Origin of the sequence: Nesterenkonia halophila, assembly GCF_009467795.1 — a bacterium.
GTDB classification, from domain to species: Bacteria; Actinomycetota; Actinomycetes; order Actinomycetales; family Micrococcaceae; genus Nesterenkonia; species Nesterenkonia halobia.
The window spans coordinates 41,091-59,802 of sequence record NZ_WIAX01000007.1; the positions used below are offsets into that span (position 1 = coordinate 41,091).

18 protein-coding genes are annotated in these 18,712 nt (G+C 70.6%); 11 read left to right on the forward strand and 7 right to left on the reverse strand.

Going from position 1 to position 18,712, the window contains the following annotated elements; translation table 11 throughout:
• Positions 1-182: 182 nt before the first annotated feature.
• From GCL72_RS03410 to GCL72_RS03425, 4 genes are all read left to right on the forward strand, one after another.
• Positions 183-1,310 (forward strand): LLM class flavin-dependent oxidoreductase, encoded by a 1,128-nt coding sequence (locus GCL72_RS03410; protein ID WP_153143314.1) that lies wholly within the window; start codon positions 183-185, stop codon positions 1,308-1,310.
• A 229-nt stretch (positions 1,311-1,539) separates the two neighbouring features.
• The gene (locus tag GCL72_RS03415; protein ID WP_246160989.1) at positions 1,540-2,493 is read left to right on the forward strand and encodes an alpha/beta fold hydrolase; all 954 of its coding nucleotides are present in this window, start codon (positions 1,540-1,542) and stop codon (positions 2,491-2,493) included.
• A gap of 114 nt (positions 2,494-2,607) precedes the next feature.
• Positions 2,608-3,930, forward strand: a complete 1,323-nt coding sequence (gene dnaB, locus GCL72_RS03420) for a replicative DNA helicase (protein WP_153143347.1) — start codon at positions 2,608-2,610, stop codon at positions 3,928-3,930.
• A 141-nt stretch (positions 3,931-4,071) separates the two neighbouring features.
• Positions 4,072-4,413 (forward strand): PLD nuclease N-terminal domain-containing protein, encoded by a 342-nt coding sequence (locus tag GCL72_RS03425; protein WP_170289546.1) that lies wholly within the window; start codon positions 4,072-4,074, stop codon positions 4,411-4,413.
• Positions 4,414-4,446: 33 nt separating this feature from the next.
• On the opposite strand, the gene GCL72_RS03430 is transcribed toward GCL72_RS03425, so the two are convergent.
• The gene (locus GCL72_RS03430; RefSeq protein ID WP_153143316.1) at positions 4,447-5,442 is read right to left on the reverse strand and encodes an SDR family oxidoreductase; all 996 of its coding nucleotides are present in this window, start codon (positions 5,440-5,442) and stop codon (positions 4,447-4,449) included.
• 93 nt (positions 5,443-5,535) lie between these two features.
• Between GCL72_RS03430 and GCL72_RS03435 the strand changes: the two genes are divergently transcribed.
• Complete coding sequence (locus GCL72_RS03435; RefSeq protein ID WP_170289547.1) at positions 5,536-6,540, forward strand: helix-turn-helix transcriptional regulator; 1,005 nt, start codon at positions 5,536-5,538, stop codon at positions 6,538-6,540.
• Positions 6,541-6,561: 21 nt separating this feature from the next.
• On the opposite strand, the gene GCL72_RS03440 is transcribed toward GCL72_RS03435, so the two are convergent.
• Positions 6,562-7,452 carry a glycerophosphodiester phosphodiesterase gene (locus GCL72_RS03440; protein WP_153143318.1) on the reverse strand — a complete coding sequence of 297 codons (891 nt, stop codon included), beginning with the start codon at positions 7,450-7,452 and terminating at the stop codon, positions 6,562-6,564.
• A 127-nt stretch (positions 7,453-7,579) separates the two neighbouring features.
• On the opposite strand from GCL72_RS03440, the gene GCL72_RS03445 reads away from it, so the two are divergent.
• Both GCL72_RS03445 and fdhA read left to right on the forward strand, forming a co-directional pair.
• The gene (locus tag GCL72_RS03445; protein WP_153143319.1) at positions 7,580-8,440 is read left to right on the forward strand and encodes an HAD family hydrolase; all 861 of its coding nucleotides are present in this window, start codon (positions 7,580-7,582) and stop codon (positions 8,438-8,440) included.
• 131 nt (positions 8,441-8,571) lie between these two features.
• Positions 8,572-9,801 carry a formaldehyde dehydrogenase, glutathione-independent gene (gene fdhA, locus GCL72_RS03450; RefSeq protein WP_153143320.1) on the forward strand — a complete coding sequence of 410 codons (1,230 nt, stop codon included), beginning with the start codon at positions 8,572-8,574 and terminating at the stop codon, positions 9,799-9,801.
• A gap of 15 nt (positions 9,802-9,816) precedes the next feature.
• Here the strand turns inward: fdhA and GCL72_RS03455 are convergent, their stop codons facing one another.
• The 5 genes from GCL72_RS03455 to GCL72_RS03475 form a co-directional block, all read right to left on the reverse strand.
• Positions 9,817-10,068, reverse strand: a complete 252-nt coding sequence (locus tag GCL72_RS03455) for a hypothetical protein (protein ID WP_153143321.1) — start codon at positions 10,066-10,068, stop codon at positions 9,817-9,819.
• A 69-nt stretch (positions 10,069-10,137) separates the two neighbouring features.
• Positions 10,138-11,364, reverse strand: coding sequence for a S8 family serine peptidase (locus GCL72_RS03460; RefSeq protein WP_153143322.1), 1,227 nt, complete (start codon positions 11,362-11,364; stop codon positions 10,138-10,140).
• 138 nt (positions 11,365-11,502) lie between these two features.
• Positions 11,503-11,904 (reverse strand): hypothetical protein, encoded by a 402-nt coding sequence (locus tag GCL72_RS03465; protein WP_153143323.1) that lies wholly within the window; start codon positions 11,902-11,904, stop codon positions 11,503-11,505.
• A gap of 31 nt (positions 11,905-11,935) precedes the next feature.
• Positions 11,936-12,289: a hypothetical protein gene (locus GCL72_RS03470; protein ID WP_153143324.1), complete on the reverse strand. Its 354-nt coding sequence runs from the start codon at positions 12,287-12,289 to the stop codon at positions 11,936-11,938.
• A 138-nt stretch (positions 12,290-12,427) separates the two neighbouring features.
• Positions 12,428-13,117, reverse strand: coding sequence for a pyroglutamyl-peptidase I (locus GCL72_RS03475; RefSeq protein WP_153143325.1), 690 nt, complete (start codon positions 13,115-13,117; stop codon positions 12,428-12,430).
• A gap of 169 nt (positions 13,118-13,286) precedes the next feature.
• Between GCL72_RS03475 and GCL72_RS03480 the strand changes: the two genes are divergently transcribed.
• The 4 genes from GCL72_RS03480 to GCL72_RS03495 all read left to right on the forward strand — a co-directional run bounded on the left by GCL72_RS03480 (position 13,287) and on the right by GCL72_RS03495 (position 18,534).
• Complete coding sequence (locus GCL72_RS03480) at positions 13,287-14,156, forward strand: SurA N-terminal domain-containing protein (protein ID WP_153143326.1); 870 nt, start codon at positions 13,287-13,289, stop codon at positions 14,154-14,156.
• Positions 14,157-14,416: 260 nt separating this feature from the next.
• On the forward strand, positions 14,417-15,838 hold the full coding sequence (locus GCL72_RS03485) for an MFS transporter (protein WP_153143327.1): 1,422 nt from the start codon (positions 14,417-14,419) through the stop codon (positions 15,836-15,838).
• 1 nt (position 15,839) lies between these two features.
• The gene (locus tag GCL72_RS03490) at positions 15,840-16,952 is read left to right on the forward strand and encodes a LacI family DNA-binding transcriptional regulator (protein ID WP_153143328.1); all 1,113 of its coding nucleotides are present in this window, start codon (positions 15,840-15,842) and stop codon (positions 16,950-16,952) included.
• A 73-nt stretch (positions 16,953-17,025) separates the two neighbouring features.
• On the forward strand, positions 17,026-18,534 hold the full coding sequence (locus GCL72_RS03495) for a sulfatase family protein (RefSeq protein ID WP_153143329.1): 1,509 nt from the start codon (positions 17,026-17,028) through the stop codon (positions 18,532-18,534).
• Positions 18,535-18,712: the final 178 nt, after the last annotated feature.

Here is an 18,712-nt window from a genome sequence, read left to right on the forward strand (position 1 = left end):
AGGTCAGCCACCGAGAGGTGGGCCCCGCTGACGCCGTCAGGGTGGAATAGCCGACGGGGGCGAGGTGTTGAGAAGGACTGGATGATTCAAATCTGAAATATTCGACGGCGGCCCCGCCGTCGACACTCAGCCTCCGAGGCAGCCGGCGGACCCGGCTCCTCCCCATCACGTCAGGAGCGGACATGCAGTTCGGAATCTTCAGCATCGGCGATGTCACCCCGGACCCGACGACGGGTCGCACCCCCACGGAGCACGAGCGGATCAAGGCCATGGTCGCGATTGGGAAGAAGGCCGAGGAGGTCGGCCTGGACGTCTTCGCGATGGGCCAGCACCACAACCCGCCCTTCGTCGCCCCGGCCAACCCGCCGATCCTCATGGCCCACCTCGCCGCCCAGACCGAGCGCATCCGGTTCTCCACGGCGACCACGCTGATCACCACCACTGATCCGGTGCGGCTGGCCGAGGACTACGCCTATGTCCAGCACCTCGCCGAGGGCCGGGTGGACCTCACGCTGGGCCGCGGCAACACCGGCCCGGTCTACCCCTGGTTCGGCAAGGACATCCGCGCCGGCATCCCGCTCGCGGTGGAGAACTATGCGCTGCTGCACCGGCTGTGGCGGGAGAGCGACGTCGACTGGCAGGGTCGCTTCCGCACGGCGCTGCAGGGCTTCACCGCGACGCCGCGGCCGCTCGACGACGTGCCGCCCTTCGTCTGGCACGGCTCCATCCGCAGCCCGGAGATCGCCGAGCAGGCCGCGTACTACGGCGACGGCTTCTTCCACAACAACATCTTCTGGAACAAGGAGCACACCGGACGGATGATCGAGATGTACCGGCAGCGGTACGAGGAGTACGGCCACGGCTCCGCCGACCAGGCGATCGTGGGGCTTGGCGGGCAGGTGTTCATGCGGCGCAACTCCCAGGACGCCGTCCGCGAGTTCCGTCCGTACTTCAACAACGCCCCGGTCTACGGCGGCGGACCGTCGCTGGAGGACTTCACCGAGCAGACCCCGCTGACCGTCGGCAGCCCTGAGCAGGTCATCGAGCGCACGCTGAGCTTCCGCGAGTACGCCGGCGACTATCAGCGTCAGCTGTTCCTCATGGACCACGCGGGCCTGCCGCTGAAGACGGTGCTCGAGCAGCTCGACATGCTCGGTGAGGAGGTCGTGCCGGTGCTGCGGCGGGAGGTCGCCGCCCGCGCGCCGGAGACCACTCCCCAGGCCCCGACCCACGAATCGCTGGTGCTGCGTCGCCGCGAGGGGAAGGATCCGGTGCCCGGCGGCGTCAAGGCCGCCGGCGGACAGAGCTGAGCCGGGTCTGAGCCGCCTCTGGGCCGGGGTGCGCGGCGCGAGGACCCGGCCCGCCCGCGTCGTCGTCCGTCCGAGCATCGGGCGACGACGGCGCGGGCCGCTGCGGCGGATCGCGCATCCCGGCGGCGCCCACGCCGGGACGCCGCGGTCGGCCGCCGAGGCGTAGTCTGGGGAGTCGAGGTCTGCCCGTGAGGCTTGCAGGCGGCTCCGGCGGCTTCGCGCAGGCACCATGACCGAGCACGATGACCAGATGGACGAGGTGAGCAGCAGCGTGGAGACGATCTCCGTCGACGGCGCGACGCTGGCCTGCGAGCTCAGTCGTCCCACCGGGGGAGCAGGCGGCTCCGGCGGCGAGGACCTCGCTCCCGTCGTGCAGCTGCACGGACTGACCTCCTGCACCGCCCGGGCGGGCGAGTCCGGACTGGACATGACCGGGCAGCTGGCCGAGCGCCGGGTGCTGCGCTGCGACGCCCGCGCCCACGGGGCCTCGACCGGCCGTCCCGTCGCCGCCGACCACACCTGGCCGCGGCTGGCCGAGGATCTGCTGAGGGTGCTGGAGACGATCCTCCCCGGCGAGGCCGTCCACGCCGTCGGCCCCTCGATGGGCGCGGCGACGCTGCTGCACGCCGCGCTGGTCGAGCCCGAGCGATTCGCCTCGCTGACTCTGCTGACTCCGCCGACCGCCTGGGAGACCCGCGCGACGCAGGCCGGGCAGTACCGCCGCACCGCCGCCGTCGTCGAATCCCGCGGCGTCGACAGCTTCGTGCGCGCCCGTGCCCAGGCCGCGGCCCCGCCGGCGCTGGCCGGCCGTCCCCGCCGCGAGGAGCCCGCCGTCGCCGCCGAGGTGCTGGGTTCGGTGCTGCGCGGCGCGGCCGACTCCGACCTGCCCGACCCGGAGCGGATCGCGGGGCTGGAGATCCCCACGCTGCTCCTGGCCTGGACCGAGGACCCGGCGCATCCGATCGCCACCGCCGAGCGGCTGCACGAGCTCCTCGAGGGCTCGCGGCTGGCGGTCGCGGCGACGCCCGAGCAGCTGGACGCCTGGCCGGCGCGGGCCGCCGAGCATGTGGTCGCCCACGAGCCGCTCGCGCCGCCGTCGTCGTCCGCGTCCGGCGGGCCGCGCGCCGCCGGCAGACTCCTGCACAGCCCTTCCGGCGCGGGCGCGGCGTTCTGGCGAGGGTGACATGATGGAGGGTGCCGCCGATCCGGCGGCGTCGCTGTGCGACGACTGTCCGCTGCACGACCCCACGGAGGATCACCGGTGAGCTTGGAAGCCTACGACGCCGCCCCGCCCAGCATGGAGGCCCGCACTCCGCCGCAGGACATGGTGGCCGAGCAGTCCGTGCTCGGCGGCATGATGCTGTCCAAGGATGCGGTGGCCGACGTCGTCGAGGTCCTCAAGGGTCATGACTTCTACCGTCCGGCCCACGAGCTGATCTACGACGCGATCGTCGACCTCTACGGCCGCGGCGAGCCCGCCGACGTCGTCACGATCTCCGACCACCTGACCAAGCGCCAGGAGCTGCAGCGCGCCGGCGGGCCGGCGTATCTGCACAACCTCGCCCAGTCGGTGCCGACCGCGGCGAACGCGGCCTTCTACGGGGAGATCGTGCGCGAGCGGGCGATCCTGCGGCGGCTGGTCGAGGCCGGAACGAAGATCGCGCAGCTCGGCCATACCGCCGACGGCGAGGTCGAGAGCATCGTCGACGAGGCGCAGGCGGAGATCTACAACGTCGCCGAGAACCGACAGAGTGAGGACTACGTCGCGCTCTCCGAGGTGCTGGTGCCGACGATCGACGAGATCGAGACCAACGCCAACCACGACGGCGGCCTGACCGGCATCCCGACCGGCTTCCGCGACCTCGACGACCTCACCCACGGCTTCCACGGCGGGCAGATGATCATCGTCGCCGCGCGTCCGGCGATGGGCAAGTCGACCCTGGCGCTGGACTTCGCGCGCGCCGCGGCGGTCACCAACGGGATGACGGCGGCGTTCTTCTCGCTGGAGATGGGGCGCAACGAGATCGCGATGCGGCTGCTCTCCGCCGAGGCGAAGATCCAGTTCCAGGATCTGCGCAAGGGCGACATCCGCGACGACGACTGGGACAAGATGTCGCTGGCGGTGGACAAGCTCAACGAGGTGCCGCTGTTCATCGACGACTCGCCGAACATGTCGCTGATGGAGATCCGCGCGAAGTGCCGGCGGCTGAAGCAGAAGAACAACCTCAAGGTCATCGTGCTCGACTATCTGCAGCTGCTCTCCTCCGGCAAGCGCGTCGAGTCCCGCCAGCAGGAGGTCAGCGAGTTCTCGCGAACGCTGAAGCTCCTGGCCAAGGAGCTCGACGTGCCGATCGTCGCGCTCTCCCAGCTGAACCGCGGGTCCGAGCAGCGCACCGACAAGCGCCCGCAGGTCTCGGACCTGCGCGAGTCCGGCTCGATCGAGCAGGACGCGGACATGGTGCTGCTGCTCCATCGCGAGGAGGTCTACGACAAGGAGTCCCCGCGCGCCGGCGAGGCCGACATCATCGTCGCCAAGAACCGTAACGGGCCCACCAAGGACATCGTCGTCGCCTTCCAGGGCCACTACGCCCGCTTCCAGGACATGGCCCAGGACCTGTAGGACCGCTGCCGCAAGGTGTCACGTCCTGACCCTGATCTCACGTCCGGGCCCGGACGTGACATCAGGGCGAGGACGTGACACCCGGATCGCGCGCGGAGCCGCCGGTCGATGTCAACGGTGGGGCTGGCGGCCTACGCTGGCATGACTATGACCGACCTGCCGCTGCTCGTCCTCACCGCCGCGCAGGACGCCTCGGGCGACGTCGTCGCCCCCTGGTGGCTGCGCATCGGGCTGATCGCCGCCGGGATGCTGGCCCTGGCGGCGGTGATGGCACTCATCCAGGCCCGGCACCCTCCCGCACGGGCGGCGACCTGGGCGGTGATCATCGTCTGTGTGCCGCTCCTCGGGCCGCTGGCCTACTTCGTGGTCGAGACGATCCGCTACCGGCGCGACCATCCGCACCCGACCAGAGGCCGGGCCGAGCGGTCGGTCACCGAGGACGACGACGGCGACGAGGCGGCAGGCGGGGCCCATGGCCGGTGAGCGCCCGCCGCTCGACGCGGGGAGTCGCGTCGCTCACCGGTGCGCGGCGACGTCGATCTCCTCGGCCGGAGTCGTCTCCAGCAGCGGGATGAAGGTCCAGGCGTTCGGACGGGAGCCGTCGACGTCGGTGAGCCCGTAATGCTCGGCGAGCTCGTGGGAGCTGGTCGAACGGGTGTTCCACGCCGCGCGCTCGTCGTCGGCGGCCAGCGCGGCGATCCCGCGGGCGAGCATCGTCGGTGTCTCCGAGATGACGAACTCGTAGGGCGGCATCGCCCCGGAGACCCCGCGGTTGGCCTCCGCGGCGGAGCGCCAGGTCTCCTCGGTGACGCCGAAGCCCTCGAGCATCATCTCCGAGCGCAGCCAGCCCGGCGTCACCGACACCGCCGTCCCGCCGTGGGCGGCCAGTTCGTGGCCCTCGGCGAACGCCAGCCGATCCACGGCGGTCTTGGCGACGTCCAGGAAGACCGTGCCGCGGAAATGGTCGGCGTTGTAGTCCCGCGTCCCGTCGGTCACCTCCACCACCAGCCCGCCGGGCCGTCGGATCAGCAGCTCCAGCGCACGCTGGCTTGTGGTCAGATGCGTGAGGAACCCGGTGTCGAAGAGCCTCCGTCCGGCCTCGAGGTCGTACTCCCACAGCGGGACGTCGAACTCGACGTAGGCCTCGCCGCCGATGTCGTTGACCAGGATGTCCAGACCGCCCTGCTCGGCGTCGAGGCGCTCGATCAGCCCGCGCACCGCCTCGGGGTCCAGATGGTCGACGACGACCGGATGCGCGGTCCCGCCGGCCGCGGCGACCAGCTCGGCAGTGCCTTCGATCGTCTCGTCGCGCCCGTAGTCCGACGGAGCCCCGCGCGTGGAGCGGCCGGTGCAGTAGACGGTCGCGCCGGCACGGCCGAGCTCGACGGCGATCGCCCGGCCGGCCCCGCGGGTCGCGCCGGCGACCAGGGCGATGCGGCCGGTCAGGTCCGGCGTCGACGGCTGGGCGGCGGGTGCGGGCTCTGTGGAATGGGGCTCGGTACGTGCGGTCATCGGATGCCTCCTCGTCGATCACGGATGTGCCGTGCCGGTGAGTCTGCCGGCGATCCACGACAACCGGCGTCGGGAATCTCTAGGATTCCTCCTATGCGGACCTCACGGCTGATCGCGGTGCTCATGGAGCTCACCCGGCTGCGCCGCACCACCGTCGCCCGGCTGGCCGACCGGCACGGCGTCTCTGAGCGCACCGTCCAGCGGGATCTGGTCGCGCTGCAGGAGATCGGGGTGCCGCTGTGGACGCGCACGGGCCCGGCCGGCGGCGTCGGGCTGGTCGAGGGCTGGCGCTCGCCGCTGACCGGGATGACCGGTGCCGAGGTGCAGGCTCTGCTGATCGGCGCGGCCGGCGCGGGCGAGCTCGGCCTGGCCGCGGAGTTCGAGGCCGCCCGGGCGAAGATGCTCGCCGCGAGTCCCGGGACGGCGGGCGCCGAGACCGACGGCGCGACGGCCGGCGCAGCAGAACGGGCGGCCGAGCGAGTCCACATCGACCACGGCCGCTGGTTCACCGAGCCAGAGCGCCCGCCGGCGCTGCCCGAGGTCTCCCGCGCGGTGTGGCAGGACCGGCGCCTGTCGGTGCGCTACGAGCGCTCGGATCGCCCGCCGACGGACCGGCTGCTGGACCCGCTCGGCCTGGTGCTCAAGACCGACCGCTGGTACCTCGTCGCCGCCCATCGCGGGACGGTGCGCACCTACCGGCTCGCGCGGATCCTCGACGCCGTCGTCCGCGAGGACCCGTGCCGGCGACCGGAGTGCTTCTCGCTGGCCGAGCATTGGCGCGCCGCGCGGGCCGAGTTCGAGGCCTCGGTATTCCACCTGCGGGTGCGGCTGGAGATCCCGGAGTCCTCGATCCCGGCGCTGCGCGCCGCGCTGCCCGGCGTCGACGTCGACGGCGCCCTGGAGCACCCCGTCGGCCACAGCGTGGCCGACGACGACGGTGAGCGGCTGGTGCTGGAGCTCACCGTCGAGCGCGCGGACATCGCGGCCGCCCAGCTGCTGGCCGTGCCCGGCGTCGAGGTCCGCGCCCCGGAGCATCTGCGCGAGACGATGCTCGCCCGCGGCCGGGACCTGATCGCCCGGCACGCGCCGCAGCGGTGAGCGGCGTCCCAGGACTCCAGCTCAGAGCCCGCGCAGCACCTCGTCCAGCACATCGGGCTCGTCGGTGATGATCCCGTCGACGCCGTTGTCCACCAGCGTCTCCATCCGCGCCGGGTCGTTGACCGTGTAGACCAGAGTCTCCATGCCCAGCTCGTGCACCCGGTCGACGAACTCCGGCGTCGCCACGCTGTGATGCGGGTTGATCTGATCGGCCCAGGAGGAGAACTCCTCCATCTGCGCGTCGGTGGGCTCGCCGAGCAGCCCGGCGGTGACCTGCGGCAGCTGCTGGTTGAACTCGGTCATGAACTCCCAGTCGAAGGACTGCACGACCAGCCGGTCGTTCGCCGTCGTCGAGGGCAGATAGCCCGGCTGCGCCTGCAGCGCGGCCACCAGGTCCTCGCTGATGCCCGGGTAGAGCGCCGGCGACTTCATCTCCAGCAGCAGCCCGGACGCCGAGGGGCGCAGCACGTCCAGCACCTCCTGCAGGGTGGGGATACGCTCGCCGGCGAACTCCGCGGACTTCCAGGAGCCGGCGTCGAGCTGCTTGAGCTCGGCCAGCGTGAAGTCGCCGACCTGGTAGGACTCCCGCTCCGGGAAGACCTGTTCGACGTCGGTGGTCCGGGTCAGGTCGACGTCGTGGATGACCACCAGCTCGCCGTCGGCGGAGCGCTGGACGTCGATCTCCACATAGTCGGCGCGGTCGGCGATGCCCTCCTGCACGGCGGCGAGGGTGTTCTCCGGGGCCTCGGCGCTGGAGCCGCGGTGGGCGACCTCGGTCACCGCGACGTGGGCGGGACGCCCGTCCTGCGCGGACGCGGCGGCCTGGGCGGGCGCGGCATGGGCGGCGGTGGGCACGGAGATGAAGGCGACGGCGGCGAGGCCGGCCAGGACATGGGTGCGACGGTCGGTCACGATGCTCCCTCTCGGGTCGAACGCGGGGATGGCCGTCGCCGATCCTCCTCGATGCAGATGGCGACGGCGCGACGGGGAGCCGACCGGCAGATGACCAACCGGTGAGCCCGGCCGATAGGATCGGGGCGTGACGACTGAGATGACGCCCGAGACCTTCTCCGCCCCGCCCCGTCTGGTCGCCTTCGACATCGACGGCACTCTGCTCGACTCCACGAAGCGGCCCCAGCCGGGCACGCTGCGGGCGCTGGACGGGCTGCGCGCGGCGGGCACGCGCATCATGCTCGCCTCCGGCCGGCCGATCCCCGGGCTGCGGGCGCTGGCCGAGCGCTGCGGACTGGGCGAGGACCTCATCCTCGCCGGGCTCAACGGGTCGGTGGTCGTCGACCAGGCCTCCGGCGAGGAGCTGGCCCGGCATCCGGTCGATCCGGCGCTGGCCGAGCCGCTGATCACCTGCGGGCTCGAGCACGGCGTGCTGATCATGCTGCCGCACGACGACGAGCTGGTGGTCGGCGACGACGCCCACCCGCAGGCGATCCACGAGGCCGCCGGCAACGGGCTCGCGCTGCGTGCGGTCGACGACGTCGCCCGGCCCGGCCTCGACCCGACCAAGATCCTCTTCTGCGCCGAGCGCGCCGAGCTGGAGGTGCTCGAGGCCGCGCTGCGCGAGCGCTTCGCCGAGCAGATCGAGCTGACGTATTCCTCGCGGATCTACCTGGAGGCGACCATCTCGGGAGTGGACAAGTCCAGCGCGCTGACCGACTTCTGCCGCGCCGAGGGGATCGCGGTGCAGCAGACCATGGCCTTCGGCGACAACGGCAACGACGTGACCATGCTGCGCACCGCCGGCGTCGGGGTGGCGATGGGCAACGCGATCGCCGAGACGCGCGAGGCCGCCGACGTCGTCACCGCGACCCACGACGACGAGGGCATCGCCCGGGTGCTGGGCGCCTGGGTCGACGTCGGGGAGCTGGCCCCGGCGGCGAGCTGACCGACCCTCGGAGGTCCACCTCAGCGGCTTCGGAAAGGCAGGGCCGCACCTCTTGCCACGGGAGCCTGCGGCTGTGAGTGTGAGGAGCGGAATGTGACACACATCATCCTCAGCGAAGCAGGAGTCCAGCCATGAGCAGCTCGAATCGCATCGTCACCTATAAGTCGCCCGGCGAGGTGGAGGTCCAGTCGATGGACTATCCCTCCCTGGAGATCCCCGGTCAGGTGGCGGACCACTTCGGCATCCCGAAGAAGGCTCCGCATGCCGCGATCCTGAAGGTCGTCACCAGCAACATCTGCGGCTCGGACCAGCACATGGTCCGCGGCCGCACCACCGCCCCGGTCGGCCAGACCCTGGGCCACGAGATCACCGGCGAAGTCGTCGAGACCGGCGAGGACGTGCTCTTCGTCGGCGAGGGCGACATCTGCTCGGTGCCGTTCAACATCGCCTGCGGCCGCTGCCGGATGTGCGACGAGGGCAAGACCGGCATCTGCCTGAACGTGAACCCGGCCCGCGCCGGCGCCGCATACGGCTATGTGGACATGGGCGGCTGGATCGGCGGGCAGGCCGAGTACGTGATGGTCCCCTATGCGGACTTCAACCTGCTGAAGTTCCCGGACCGTGACCAGGCTCTGGACAAGATCATGGACCTGACCATGCTCTCCGACATCTTCCCCACCGGCTATCACGGTGCCTACACCGCCGGGGTCACCACCGGATCGACGGTCTACGTCGCCGGGGCGGGGCCCGTGGGCCTGGCGGCCGCGCACTCGGCCCAGCTGCTCGGCGCCTCGGCGGTGCTGGTCGGCGACATGAACCGGGCTCGACTCGACCAGGCGGAGAGCTTCGGCTGCGTGGGCATCGACCTCAGCACCGACGGTGAGCTGGCCGACAAGATCGCCGAGGTGCTCGGCGCTCCCGAAGTCGATGCCGCGATCGACGCCGTCGGCTTCGAGGCGCGGGCTCATGGCGAAGGTGCCGGAGAGGCGCCGGCCACTGTGCTCAACGACTGTATGACCGTCACTACGGCGGGCGGTGGCATCGGCATCCCCGGGCTCTACGTGACGGGGGATCCCGGCGCGGTCGACGCCGCCGCCGAGGAGGGCACGATCGGGGTCCGGCTGGGACTGGGCTGGGCGAAGTCGCACACCTTCGCCACGGGTCAGTGCCCGGTGAAGTCCTACAACCGGCAGCTGATGAACATGATCCTGCACGACAAGGCCCAGATCGCCAAGGCGGTCAACGCCACGACCATCGACCTGGATGGTGCGCCGGAGGGCTACCGGGCGTTCGACGACGGCGCGGCGCGGAAGTTCGTCATCGACCCGCACGGCATGGTGCCGGGCCGCGCGGCGGCCTGAGCCCGACCGGCCGGCTCACTGCACGTCGGCCTCGGGCGGAGCGATGCTCACGTCCCGGACCGGGTCCACCGAGGCCACACCGTCGACGGCGGCCAGGGCCTCGCGTCGGGCCCGGTCCGCCCGGCCGTGGATCATCCCGGCGGCGGGCAGCACCCGGTCGACGCAGAGGCCGCAGGCCTCCAGCGCTGCGGCCACCGCGTCGAGGGAGTCCGTCCGGCGCTCGTCGACGGTGACGATCCAGGCGGTGGTCGGCTCATCGTGTGCCATGGGGTCAGCGTAGCCCGGCCCGGCGGGCCCGCCCCAGGCTCGGGCGTCCGAGCCGGGGGCGGGCGCCGCTCAGGTGGCGGGATCCTCGGCGGGTTCCTCCGCAGGGGCCTCGGCGAGCTGCTCGACCGGCGGCACGACGGTCAGCCCGGAGCCGACGTCGAGCGAGGGCAGGTCCAGCCGCACCGCTTCCTGGACGATCGCGGCCCACAGGGCGCGGCCGCGCAGTCCGGTGCTCTCGGCCAGCAGGGCGGCGACGCCGGCGACGTGCGGCGTCGCCATCGAGGTCCCGCTGATCGTGCGGTGCCGCTGCTCGCCGGCCCAGGAGGAGAAGATCTCCACGCCGGGCGCGGCGACGTCGACCTGCCCGCCGCGCCGGGGCAGCGTCCGGGCCGAGAAGTCGGCGATGCCCAGCTCGGCGTCGACAGCCCCGACGGCGAGCACGAAGGGGCTGTTGGCCGGGGCTCCGACGAATCCGGGGTCGCCGGCGGAGCGGGAGGCGTTGTTGCCCGCGGCGGCGACGATCAGCGAGCCCTGCTCCAGCGCCCGACGCCCGGCGGCGACATAGGGCGGGTGGACCTCGCGGACGTCGGATCCCAGCGACATCGAGATCACCGCACACTCCTGCTGCAGCGCCCAGTCCAGTCCGGCCAGGATCGAGGCGTCCGATCCGCCGCCGTCGGCGCCGAGCACCTTGCCGGCGAAGATCTCGGCCTCCGGTGCGACGCCGTAGCCGCGCACCGTCCCGGCGGTGCGCGGGCCGCAGGCGGTGCCGATGCAGTGGGTGCCGTGTCCGTGGCCGTCCTCGGGGCCTTCGCCGTCGATGAAGGACTCTGCGGTGATCTGATGGTCGCGGAAGTCCGGGTGGTCCACGGCGAAGCCGGTGTCCAGGACGGCGACCTTCACCCCGGCTCCAGTGGCTGCGGAGGCGACGGCGCGCACGGCCTGCAGTCCCCAGGTGTGCTCGGCGGTGTCGGCGAAGGGCGGGTCGGCCGGAGCGGTCGAGTCTGCGGCGTCGCCCGGTCGGTCCAGCGCCTGGTACGTGCGTTCGGGCAGCAGGGTCAGCGGGCGCCGCCGCTGTCGGCAGCGCAGCCGCAGCCCTTCCAGGCGGTCGTCGTCGCGCTCGACGACGGCCACGCCCAGCCGCGGATAATAGCCGACGACGCTCAGCCCCTCGGCGGCCAGCATCTCGGGGACCTCGCGGTGGCGGACGTCGACGTCGTCGGTGTCGACGACGACGAGCCACCGCCCGGTCTCGGCGGTCGACGTCGGGCCTGGGGTGGTGGGTGCAGCGTCCATGGGGCGTGCCTCCTGCTGGTCGGGGCGGGGGCGGCGGGACGGATCGGCCGTCGATGTCCGCCATGGTCACAGCCTAGGAGTCGCCGGGGACACGCGGCAGGCCCCTTGCGCGGGCGGCCCGGATCGTCGCCCGACGGGTCAGACGGTCAGGCCGGCCAGCTGATCGAGGAAGAGGAAGCCGACGACGCCGTAGATCAGTCCGATCCACAGCGCGTGGGTCATGCTGCGCCAGAAGCCGCCGGTGCCCACCAGCAGGCCGAAGGCCGGCGGCACACAGGCCAGCACGTAGCCGGCGACCAGGAACCACAGCCCGGTCAGCTCGCCCATGGTGATCATGTAGGTGCCGACGCCGATGGTCCAGACCATCGTGAACTCGAAGAGCAGCGCGCCCAGCACGACGGTGATCACCACTGCCCACAGCCAGCGGGCCCAGCGCATGCGCGAGCCGCGGCCGGCGGGTCGCGAGGCGGAGCTCGACGCCGACGTCGAGGAGGCCTTCGGCGCGGTCTTCTCGGGGCGGGATCTCTTCGGCGCGCTCATCGTCAGTCAGGGTATCGCGGGCGGGCGCGGCTCAGCCCGGCGGCGCGGGCAGCAGCGTCGTCCCGGCGACCAGGAGACAGCAGAGCGTGGTGATCCAGGGAGTGTGCGCCAGGGCGCGTCGCACGCGCAGCGTGCCGATCAGCAGGCCCAGGAACACCGGGACTGCGGTGAGGACTGCGGCCAGCACGATCATCGCGACGGGCAGGTCGGCGGCCGGTCGCCCCTGACGCACGGCGAACAGCACGATCTCCGCCAGTCCGCGGACTGTCGGGTAGACCAGGATGCCGCCCATCAGCCAGACTCCGAAGCCCATGGCGCGACGCGCGGCCTGCGGCGCCGGGCCCGGGTCGCGGGCGTCGGCGCGGGAGGCGGTGCGGGGCGTCATCGAGGCCCCTCGCGGACGGCGGCCGCACTGGTCATCATGACCGGCGACTCTAGCGCCCGGCGCTGGGCGTCTGCTGGACGATCGATGGGGGCTTCCTCCGCGTCCGGGTGCGGGGACGCGGTCCGCCGCAGGCCGTCGTCAGTGCAGCGCGCCGCCCGGGTGTTCGACGTCGGGTCGGTCGTCCAGCGAGGCGGCGAGCAGCAGATCCACCGCCTCGACGGCCTGCTGCAGGCTCACTGGGCAGTCCGCCTCGCGCAGCGACGGCACGTGGACGAAGCCGCCGCGGACCGGCGCGGACGCCTCGTCGTCATCCTGCTGCTCGGCCGATCCGCCGTGGAGGCGGTGGAGCAGCCCGTAGAGGACCTCGTTGCAGACGAAGCTGCCCGCGCTCAGCGACAGCTGCACCGGGATCTGAGCCGCGGTGATGCGGGCATGGGCGGCTTTCAGGCGCAGCGTGCTGAACAGGGCCGGCGCGCCGCCGTCGACGATCGGCTCGTCCACCGGCTGGGCGCCGGCATTGTCCGGGATGCGGGCGTCTCGCAGGTTCAGGCCGACCCGCTCCAGGCGGACGGCGTCGGTGCCGTCGGCCAGGCCCAGGCAGAGGACGACGTCGGGCGCGACGGCGGCGATCGCGGCGTCGAGGGCCTCCAGCGCGGCCCCGTGGACCACCGGCAGCCGGTGCACGTCGACGGTCAGGCCGGTGTGCTCGGCCTGGGCGATGAGGTGACCGTCGGCGGCGCGGGCGGCCAGCTCCTCGGCGACGTCCCAGGACGGGTTGTGGTCGGCGCCGGCGAAGGGATCGAAGCCGGTGATCAGCGCGGTGGTCATCGGCGCCGACGATACCGGAGCGACGGCGTCGCGGGCGTGGTTCAGGGGCCGGGGTCGGCGTCATGGCGATCAGCCCGCGGAGAGGATCTGTCCAGCCGACGGCGTGACAGAGGGTCTAGTGTGGAGCGGAGGCCGGCACGGCCCCCGTCGACCCGAATGAGGTAGTTCCATGTCCAAGAAGCTGCTGAGCAGCGCGGCGATGCTCGCGCTGGTGCTGGGCCTGAGCGCCTGCGGCGATTCCGATGACTCCGGCGACGGCTCCGAGGCGGATGCCGGCTCGTCCTCGAGCCAGTCTGCTGGACCCGAGCCCGACCTGTCCGACGTGCCCGACGTGGTGGCCACGGTCAACGGCGAAGAGATCTCCAAGGATGATTTCGAGACTCGCTACCAGCCCGCCTTCCAGAGCAGCGCCCAGCAGGCGCAGATGCAGGGCCAGGAGCTGCCCGAGGAGCAGCGGAAGCAGATGCAAGCCCAGGTCGCCACGCAGATGATCGACACCGAGCTCGCGCTCCAGGAGGCGAAGGACCGGGACCTGGAGGCGTCCGACGACGAGATCGAGGCGCAGCTGAAGGAGGCTGCTGAGCAGCAGCAGCTGAGCTCCGTGGACGAGCTGTTGTCCACTGCCGAGGAGCAGGGCGTGTCCGAGGAGTTCCTGCGCGGCAATGCGGAGGACAGCGTGCTGCTGGAGAAGCTGGCCGAGGACCTGGGCTACGAGGAGCCTACCGAGAAGGAGCTCAAGGAGGCCTACAAGCAGCAGAAGCAGCAGATGGAGTCGCAGATGGAGGCCCAGCAGTCGCAGGGCTCGGGCGAGTCCAGCAGCGCTCCTGAGGTCCCCTCCTTCAAGGATCAGCGCGACTCCATCGAGAAGGAGCTGACTCAGCAGAAGCAGAACGAGGTTCTGGTCGCTGAGGTGAAGAAGCTCAAGAAGGACGCTGACATCGAGAACGAGCTCGAGGTCGAGGAGTCGAGCGGCTCCGGTTCCTCATCCGAGGGCTCCGGCGGCGGCAGCTCGTCCTCTGAGGGCTCCGGCGAAAAGTGACCGTCGGCGTCGCCGCCGGCCCAGGGCGCGGGTGACGGCGGCTGACCGACGATGAGATCGACGCCGAGCGGGCGGGGTGCGCGGGATGCGCGCCCCGCCCGCTCGTGTGTGTGATGGCCGACATCGGGGCGGCCAGTTGCGGGTGCGAGGTGAGATCAAACGTTTGAGGGCTAGTATCAAACGTTTGAGCTCCGTACTGTGATCCGGACCATCATCAGTGATTCGGTTCACAGCAGTGCGTGGACTGCAGAGGAGCACCTATGTCAACGACGGCGACGACGTCGACGGCCACCGGCGGATCGGGAGTCCGCCCGTTTGGGCGGAAGGACAAGCTCGGTTATCTGACGGGAGACCTGGGCAATGACTTCATGTTCATCTTCGCCTCCGCCTACCTCATGGTCTTCTACACCGACGTCGCAGGGCTGAATGCCGGGCACGTCGGGACCCTGTTCCTGGTGGTGCGCTTCGTCGACGCCTTCACCGACATCGGGTGGGGCCGATTCCTCGACCGCCACCGCCCTCGTCCGGCCGGCCGATTCCGGACTTGGATCGGTCGCATGGCCCTGCCGGTCGGTGTGGCCAGCGCGCTGCTGTACATGCCGTTCATCGCCGACTGGGCCTACGCCGCCAAATTCAGCTACGCCGCGCTGACCTACCTGCTCTGGGGGTCGGTGTTCTACACCATGGTCAACATCTCCTACGGTTCGATGGTCTCGGTCGTCTCCGACGACCCGGGCGAGCGTTCGGCGCTGTCGGTCTTTCGCGGTGCCGGCGCCAGCGTCGCCGGACTGATCGTCTCGCTGCTGCCGCCGCTGCTCATTTACGGGACGATCGACGGAAGCTCGCAAGTGATCCCCACGAACCTGGTGTTCGTCGCGATCGGCTTCTCCGCCTGCGCAGTGGTCATGCACAGGTTCTGCTTCCGCTGGACTCTGGAGCGGGTCCCCGCTCCGCCGCAGCGCGAGCAGCGCGGACTGATGCGCAGCCTCGGCGCGTTGCTCGGCAACCGCGCGCTGCTCTCGCTGATCAGCGCCAACCTGATCCTCATGCTCGGCGCTCTGCTGACCTCGGCGCTCGCCCCCTACCTGTGGCTGGAGTACTTCAACGACGGACAGCTTTCCGGCCCGGCTCAGGTGGTGAACTACCTGCCGGCGCTGCTTCTCGCTCCGATTGCCACGGCCCTGGCGGTGCGGTTGGGCAAGAAGGAGGTGCTCTGTGTCGCCCTGCTGGTGACGTCGGCGGTGTACTTCTGGGTGTACTTCGCCGGCATCACCGATCCCTGGGTCTTCATCGGTCTGACTCTGTTGGCCGGCTTCGGGGTCGGCGCGTTCAATCTGCTGGTCTGGGCGATGATCACGGATGTGATCGACGACGGCGAGGTGCGGACCGGTCAGCGCGACGCCGGCACCGTCTACGCCATCAACACCTGGGCGCGGAAGGTGGGCCAGGCGATCGCCGGAGGCCTCGGCGGCTATGCGCTGGCGATCGTCGGCTATCAGTCCGGCACCGAGGACCAGTCGCAGGCGACGGTGGACGGCATCTATGCGGTCGCGACGCTGGTTCCGGGCATCATCTACCTCCTGGTCGTGCTGATGCTGCTGGTCTGGTATCCGCTGAGTCGCCGCACGGTGCTGGAGAACGGTTCAGTGCTGGCGCGGCGCCGTTCGGAGAGGCAGGAATGAGATGACGCGAGGGCGCCCCACGCTCAAGGACGTCGCCGCGCGGGCCGGCGTCTCGATCTCGACGGTCTCCTACGCGCTGAACGACTCCTCGACGGTCACGCTGGCCGCCGAGACCCGGACGCGCATCCGGACGCTGGCCCGGGAGATGGGGTATGTGCCCAACAGCCTCGCCCAGGCCCTGCAGGCGCGCTCCTCGCGGACGGTGGCGGTGGTCCTGGACCGTCCGCTGACGGTGCCGCGCTATGCGGGGATCGTCCAAGGTGTGGTGGCCGGGCTCACCGCTCACGGTTACCACCTGGCGCTGATCCCCGCCGTCGACGAGGTCTCCTGCACCGAGGAGGTCCGCGGCGGGCGCCTGGACGGGGTCATCTACATCGGTCATGACGATGAAGAGGTTCCATCGGCTCTGCTCGGTGCTGTGGAGGCCGACCGCATTCCCTTCGTGGCCCTGGACTGCGGGCCGCGCGAGGATGGCGAGCAGCCGGAGCATTCCACGGTGGACTTCTCCTACGAGGACGGTGTGCGTCAGATGATCGAGGAGTTCCGGCGGCGCGAGGTGCGGCGGCTCGTCTATGTCCACCCCGACGTCTCCTCCCGCGCCGAGCGGCAGCGGGAGCGGGCGCTGATGACGGTGCTGGGCGAGCATGCGGGCATGCAGCTCAGCGTCGCATCGGTGTCCGTCGCCGACCTGATGCCAGCGGTGATGCGCCACGAGGGTGCTCCGCCGGAGTCCGAGCAGGCGATCGATGTGGCGATCGACTCCGCCGTCGGCGAGGCGCTGGACGACCTGGACGATCCGGACGGTGACGGAGAGACGGTCGCGGTGCTCAGCTCCTGGGGCACGTTCGTCGAGCGCGTCTGCGCCCAGGTGCGCATCAGGAGGCCCGATGCGGTGGTGGGCGGCCTGGCCGCCGGCACGCTGGACCCCGAGCTCTGGGAGGGGGTGCTGAACTCGGTGCTGCCGCTCCACGAGGCCGGCGAGGCCGCTGCGCGCCTGGTGCTGGCGGCCATCGACGGAGAACCGCCTGAGCATCTGCTGCTGCGGCCGCAGCTGGCCGGGCGAGGGGCCGGACGGCCCGTGCTATCGGCGTCGCCCCGGCGGTGGGACTCCTGACAGGGAGCGAGGCTCCAAGAGATTCTCTGAGATTCCCCGAGACTTCACGAGACGACGACATCCTGGAGGACATATGACCCGCACGAACATCATCTTCGTCATGTCCGACGACCATGCCGCCCACGCCATCTCGGCCTATGGCAGCCGCGTCAATCACACCCCGCATCTGGACCGGATGGCGACTGAGGGCGCCCGGCTGGACGCGGTCTACTGCACCAACGCGATCTGCAGCCCATCGCGCGCGTCGATCCTGACCGGCACCTACAGCCACATCAACGGCGTCTCCTCGATCTGGACGCAGATGGACTACCGCGTGCCGACCTTCATCGACGTGCTGAAGGAGAACGGATACAGGACCTCGCTCTTCGGCAAGTGGCACCTCGGCGAGGAAGGGGTCTCGGCGCCGCGCAGCTTCGACGACTGGAAAGTCTTTCCGGGGCAGGGCGACTACATCGATCCGGAGATGATCGATGAGAACGGATCCCAGGTGGTCGAGGGCTATGCCACCGACATCGTCACCGACATGGCCATCGACTGGTTGGACGAGCGTGAGGACGACGAGCCGTTCTGCATGCTGGTCCACCACAAGGCCCCGCACCGGCCCTGGGTGCCCGACGAGAAGCATCGGGATCTCTACGACGACGGCTCCATCCCTGAGCCGGAGACCTTCTTCGACGATCACGTCAGCCGCAGCCGGGCGGTGCAGGGGGTGCACATGTCGATCGCCGACGACATGGGAGCCGACGACCTGAAGACCGAGGTGCCTGAGCATCTGCGTGGGCCGGAGAATCGTCGGGCGCGGATGAGCTGGAAGTACCAGATCTACATGCGGGATTATCTGCAGTGCATCCAGTCCATCGATGACAATGTCGGTCGGCTGCTCGACCATCTGGACGAGAAAGGACTGTCCGAGAACACTCTGGTCGTCTACACCTCCGATCAGGGCTTCTTCCTGGGTGACCACGGATGGTTCGACAAGCGGCTGATGCTGGACCCGTCGCTGCAGATGCCGATGCTGATGCGCTGGCCCGCCGAGATCGAGGCCGGGACCCGTTGCGAGGGGATCATCACCAACGTCGACTTCGCCGCGACGTTCCTGGATGTCTGCGGCGTCGACGTCGATCAGGCGCTGCCGACCAATCAGGGCCGCAGCTTCCGCCCGCTGCTGCGCGGCGAGGAAGTCGAGGACTGGCCCGACGCGGCCTATTACCGCTATTGGGAGCATGATGATCCGATCCATGCTGCTCCGGCGCACTATGGCATCCGCACTCGCGAGTTCAAGCTGATCCATTACTACGGTGCCGGACTCGGCGTCCCGGGGGCGTCGGAGCGGCTCTTCGAGTCGGAGTGGGAGCTCTATGACCTGCGGCAGGATCCCGACGAGATGCGCAACGTCGCCGATGATCCGGAGTATGCCGAGATCCGCGGCGAGCTGGAGGTGAAGCTGGACGAGTACCAGCGGCACTATGGTGACGAGAAGTACCGCGGTCCGGAGACGCCGCGACCGGAGTGGGGGCCGTACGATGCTGAGATGCTGCAGCGCGTCGAGGAGTACGTGGAGAACATCCGCGCGACAAGTTGAATGAGGGTGAGTGTCGGGTGTGCCGTATGGCGGCTTCTGAGGTACGTTCGATTTTCAGTCGAACGACGAGTACCGGTTGAGCCGGTTTTCCTTTGAGCCCTTCTTCGGCCGGGTGGGCGCGGATGACCTCAGCCGCAGCGTCGACATTCCGATACTCTGCTCTGGTCGCCCGCCCCGC